General features: G+C 63.5%; 4 protein-coding genes and 1 pseudogene. 3 read left to right on the top strand and 2 right to left on the bottom strand.

The genetic code is table 11. From position 1 onward, the window contains the following. Positions 1 to 686 (bottom strand): annotated as a pseudogene (locus R3280_RS16040) (organic solvent ABC transporter permease); the annotation flags it as partial. 234 nt (positions 687 to 920) lie between these two features. Here R3280_RS16040 and R3280_RS16035 point away from each other — a divergent pair. The 3 genes from R3280_RS16035 to queF are packed head-to-tail and all read left to right on the top strand — an operon-like array spanning position 921 to position 3,490. Then, positions 921 to 1,886 (top strand): ABC transporter ATP-binding protein, encoded by a 966-nt coding sequence (locus tag R3280_RS16035; protein WP_318999616.1) that lies wholly within the window; start codon positions 921 to 923, stop codon positions 1,884 to 1,886. Beyond that, the gene (locus R3280_RS16030) at positions 1,883 to 2,656 is read left to right on the top strand and encodes an ABC transporter permease (RefSeq protein WP_318999615.1); all 774 of its coding nucleotides are present in this window, start codon (positions 1,883 to 1,885) and stop codon (positions 2,654 to 2,656) included. Before R3280_RS16035 ends, R3280_RS16030 begins: the two co-directional genes overlap by 4 nt. Before the next feature lie 15 nt (positions 2,657 to 2,671). After that, positions 2,672 to 3,490, top strand: coding sequence for an NADPH-dependent 7-cyano-7-deazaguanine reductase QueF (gene queF, locus R3280_RS16025; RefSeq protein WP_318999614.1), 819 nt, complete (start codon positions 2,672 to 2,674; stop codon positions 3,488 to 3,490). A gap of 16 nt (positions 3,491 to 3,506) precedes the next feature. On the opposite strand, the gene R3280_RS16020 is transcribed toward queF, so the two are convergent. Next, a partial coding sequence (locus tag R3280_RS16020; RefSeq protein ID WP_318999613.1) for an adenylate/guanylate cyclase domain-containing protein occupies positions 3,507 to 4,745 on the bottom strand: 1,239 nt, incomplete at its 5' end.

Raw genomic sequence — 4,745 nt, 5'->3', positions numbered from 1 at the left:
TCCTGCCGGTATTCCACGTCCGGGTCCCGGTCCTGCTGGTTCTGCGGCGCCTCCGGGGCGTTGTCGATCTCGGCCTGGGTGGGCGGGTCTTCGCAGAGTTCGTCGCCCTCCGGGTGGAAGCAGATCTTGGCCAGCAGCTGGTTGGCGGGGGACGGCGCCGGGTCGGTGGCAGCGAAGGTGTTGCTGGCCACGGAGAAGTCGATTTCGCCATCCAGCGTGGGCAGGGCGGCATTGAGCTGGCTGATCACCCGCTCGCGGATGTCGATGCCGCGGCCTTCGGTGGTGGTAGCCTGCCAGCTCAGCGACATCAGCAGTCGGGTGACGTTCATCACTTCGTCGCTTTCGATCAGCTGCTTTTCCGTGGGTTTGTGGCTCAGCAGGCCCAGCTCGTCCACGGTGGCGAGCTCGAGCTGGTCCCGGATGCTGGCGGCGAACTCCAGTGGGGTGACATAATCCTGCGCCGGAATGCCACTGTACAGGGCCAGGTTGCCGACCCGCAGGGTCAGGCGCTCGCCAGGATAGTAGCGGAACTGCCCGGAGGCGCCGGTGGTGCCGTCCTGACTGTTGGTCTGGTAGTGGAGGCCCTGGATGCCGGTGGGGGTGATCTGTCCGGTGGAGCGGTCGTCGCTGGAGCTGCCGCCGCTGTCCAGGCAGCCGGTCAGGGCAACAACCGAAAGCAGAGTCATGTGAACCAGTTTCATGGCGTGTCGTAAGCTTCCCTGGTAACAGCCTCGCGGGCCCGATTGTAAGTTGTTGTAACCGGCATTATAGGGAGTGGGCCTGGAGGATATCGGGAAGCCTGTCGCAGTTTGCCGCGACAGCCCGTCGCCTTGATTTTTCCCCGGACCGCCGCATATACACAAACCTGTTTACACCCCGGGCCCACACCAGGCTGCATATTCAGCTGTATTAAGGACGCCATGACCTACGCACTGGAGATCGAGGACCTTTTCAAGACCTACGGCAGTGGCCTGCAGGCCCTCAAGGGCATCGACATGACCGTGAAGCAGGGCGACTTCTTCGCGCTGCTGGGCCCCAATGGCGCCGGCAAGTCCACGGTGCTGGGTATTGTCTGCTCACTGGTCAACAAAACCTCCGGCAAGGTCCGGGTGTTCGGCCACGATATCGACAGCGACCTGGCGGCGGCCAAGATGAACCTGGGCGTGGTACCCCAGGAGTTCAACTTCAACCAGTTCGAGAAGGTGTTCGACATCGTCACCACTCAGGCCGGCTACTACGGCATTCCCCTCAGGAAGGCGCGGGTGGCGGCGGAGAAGTACCTGCGCAAACTGGGGCTCTGGGAAAAGCGCGACAGCCCGGCCCGGATGCTGTCCGGCGGCATGAAGCGCCGGCTGATGATTGCCCGTGCCCTGGTCCATGAGCCCCGGCTGCTGATCCTTGACGAGCCCACCGCCGGCGTGGACATCGAGCTGCGCCGGTCCATGTGGACCTTTCTCGAGGAGATGAACCGCCAGGGCACCACCATCATCCTCACCACCCATTACCTGGAGGAGGCGGAGGCGCTGTGCCGCAACATCGCCATCATCGACCAGGGTCGGATCGTCAAGCACACCAGCAAGCGCGCGCTGTTGCAGCAGCTGAGCGTGGAAACGTTCCTGCTGGACACCGACCGGGACTTCCGCGAAGCGCCCGAGCTGCCGGGCTTCGAGACCCGGCTGGACGACGAGGGTGCGCTGGAGGTTGACGTGGAGAAGGGCCAGGGCCTGAACGGTGTGTTCCGGGAACTGGAAAAGCAGGGCATCAAGGTGGTGAGCATGCGCACCAGGGCCAACCGGCTGGAGGAGCTGTTCCTGCGGCTGGTTGAGGAGAATGCCCGCCAGAAACAGCTGGAGCAGGAAGCGCCCTGGCAGGAGAAGGCGTCATGAGCCCGTCCGCCATTCTCGTCGCCTTCAACACCATCGTGATCCGCGAGATCCGCCGTTTTACCCGCATCTGGGCCCAGACCCTGCTGCCGCCGGCGGTCACCATGACGCTGTATTTCATCATCTTCGGCAACCTGATCGGTTCGCGCATCGGCACCATGGACGGGTTCGACTACATGTCCTTCATCGTGCCGGGCCTGATCATGATGGCGGTGATCACCAGCTCCTACGCCAATGTGGTGTCGTCCTTCTTCGGCATGAAGTTCCAGCACAGCATCGAGGAACTGCTGGTGGCGCCGGTCCCCAACTGGGTGATCCTGGCCGGCTACGTGGCCGGCGGCATGGCCCGGGGCCTGGGGGTAGGGCTGATCGTGACGCTGCTGTCGCTGGCCTTCACCCGGCTGCAGATCCACAACCTGCCAGCCATCGTGCTGACGGTGTTCCTGACCTCGGCGCTGTTTTCCCTTGGGGGCTTCATCAATGCCATGCTGGCCACCAAATTCGACGACATTTCCATCGTGCCCACCTTCATCCTGACGCCGCTGACCTACCTGGGTGGGGTGTTCTATTCCATCCAGCTGCTGCCGGAGTTCTGGCAGGGCGTGTCCATGATCAACCCCATCCTCTATATGGTGAACGCCTTCCGCTATGGCATTCTCGGGGTGTCGGACGTCAATCCCTGGGTGTCGGTGGGCATGATCCTTCTCTTTATCGTGGTGCTTGCCGGGGTGTCGCTGCGTATGCTGCAACGCGGCAAGGGTATCCGTAACTGATTCCTGGAGCCTTGCATGTCCCTGAACGAAGCCCCGCTGGGCAAGACCAGCGATTACCCCGACCGCTACAGCCCGGAGCTGCTGTTCCCGGTGCCCCGGGACGACAACCGGCGCCGCATCGGCCTGGACGACGGCCGCTGGCCCTGGTTTGGCGAGGATGTCTGGCAGGCGTGGGAGCTGTCCTGGCTGCGCCCGGGCGGGGTGCCGGCGGTGGCCTGGGGCGAGATCCGGGTGCCGGCGGCCTCGGTGGCGCTGATCGAGTCCAAGTCCCTCAAGCTGTACCTGAATTCACTCAACCAGACGGTTTTCTCCTCCATTGAGCAGATGCGCGAAACCATCGAGCGGGACCTGTCCAGCGCCAGCGGCTCGGCCATCCGGGTGCGGCTCTTCGATGTTGACCAGACCATGGCGGTCACCGGCCGCCCGGCGGGGTTCGAGCTGGTGGACGATATTGCCCTGCAGGACGTGGGGTACGAGTACTGCCCGGAGGTGCTCAGCGCCGGCGGCGAGACAGTGACCGAGAAGCTTTGCTCCCACCTGCTGAAGAGCAACTGCCCGGTCACCGGCCAGCCCGACTGGGGCTCACTGCTGGTGGAGTACACCGGCCCCGCCATCGACAGGGCCTCGCTGCTGCGCTACGTGGTGGGTTTCCGCCAGCAGCAGGACTTCCACGAACACTGTGTGGAAACCGTGTTCACCGACATCCTGCGTCAGTGCCGTCCCGAGGTCCTTGCGGTCAGTGCCCGCTACACCCGCCGGGGCGGCCTCGACATCAACCCCTGGCGCAGCACACTGGCCGGAGAGGCTCCTTCACTCAGGCTGGTAAGGCAGTAGACAGCCAGGGTGGCAGTCATTCCTGGCGCAGGCGGTCGGCGGCGTCCTCCAGGGCGGCAAGGATACTCTTGCGTTCGGTCTCGTCGATCTTTTCCGAGTCAAGGTACATGGCGAAGCCACTGTGTTCATGCTCCAGGAAGCTCCGGTTCGGCCCCAGGTCCCGGCGGAAGTCCACCACTTCGTAGATGGGCACCGGCCGGCCGAAGCCCTTGACGGTGATCTCGCCTTTGTCCCGGCACATGATGCGGTCCTTGATCAGCGAGAAGGTCTCGTAGGACACCAGGATCTCGCCCGGTTCGGCCAGGGACTCGAGGCGGCTGGCCAGGTTCACTTCCTTGCCGATGATGGTGTAGTCCATGCGGTTCTCGGCGCCGAAGTTGCCCACGGTGGTGTAGCCGGTACTGATGCCCATGCGGATTTCCAGGGGGGTCTTGATGCCCTGGCTGCGCCATTTCTGGCGCATGATCTTCATGTGCTTGCGCATCTCGATGGCCATGGAAACGCAGGCCACCGCATCGGCCCGCTGGCCCTGGCTGGTGGGGTCGCCAAAGAAGATCATGATGGAGTCGCCGACGAATTTGTCGATGGTGCCACCGTACTTGAGGGCCACCTCGGACATTTCGTTGAAGTAGTGGTTGAGCAGCTCGGTCAGGGCCTCGGGCTCCATTTCCTCCGACAGCTCGGTAAAGCCCTTGATGTCGGAAAAGAAAATCACCAGCTTCTTGCGCTGGGTCTCGAGCCTTACATCACGCTCGCCGGTGAAGATGGACTGCCAGACCTGGGGCGACAGGTATTTGGAGAGCTTGTGGGATAGCGCGATGGACTGCTCCCGCTGGTTCTGGATCTGGGTCTTGGCAGTCATCAGTGCGCGGGCCTGTTGATGGGCATAGTAGGCAGTCACGCAGATGTAGAGCCCGGTGGCGATCAGTGAGACCACGCTGACCGAGAGCGGCGACTCCAGCGAGGCCGCCGGGCCGGAGACGGCCAGACCCGCGCCCGCGGAAAGGGTCATCAGCAGCGTACCGAACAGCCACTGGCGGACGCCGCCGACGATCAGGCCGCTGAACATCAGCATCAGCACCACGGCGATGGAGGGTACGACAATCAGCCCCATCAGACCGATAAACGCGCCCCCCACGATGCAGTCGCAGAGCAGCATTTTCTGGCGGATGCGGGGGGAGAAGCGCAGGAAGGTGCGCCGGGTGAGGAAATGGACAACATGGGGCCAGATCAAAGCGCCGGCCACCAGCCAGAC

The sequence above is a fragment of the Marinobacter sp. genome (assembly GCF_033722195.1).
Taxonomy (GTDB): domain Bacteria; phylum Pseudomonadota; class Gammaproteobacteria; order Pseudomonadales; family Oleiphilaceae; genus Marinobacter.
The sequence above is the reverse complement of the archived record's forward strand: the minus strand, read 5'-3'. Positions and strand labels throughout refer to the sequence as shown.

Coding starts and splice junctions, on each gene's coding strand:
- queF (WP_318999614.1), top strand. CDS start 2,672: ATGTCCCTGAACGAAGCCCCGCTGGGCAAGACCAGCGATTACCCCGAC.
- R3280_RS16030 (WP_318999615.1), top strand. CDS start 1,883: ATGAGCCCGTCCGCCATTCTCGTCGCCTTCAACACCATCGTGATCCGC.
- R3280_RS16035 (WP_318999616.1), top strand. CDS start 921: ATGACCTACGCACTGGAGATCGAGGACCTTTTCAAGACCTACGGCAGT.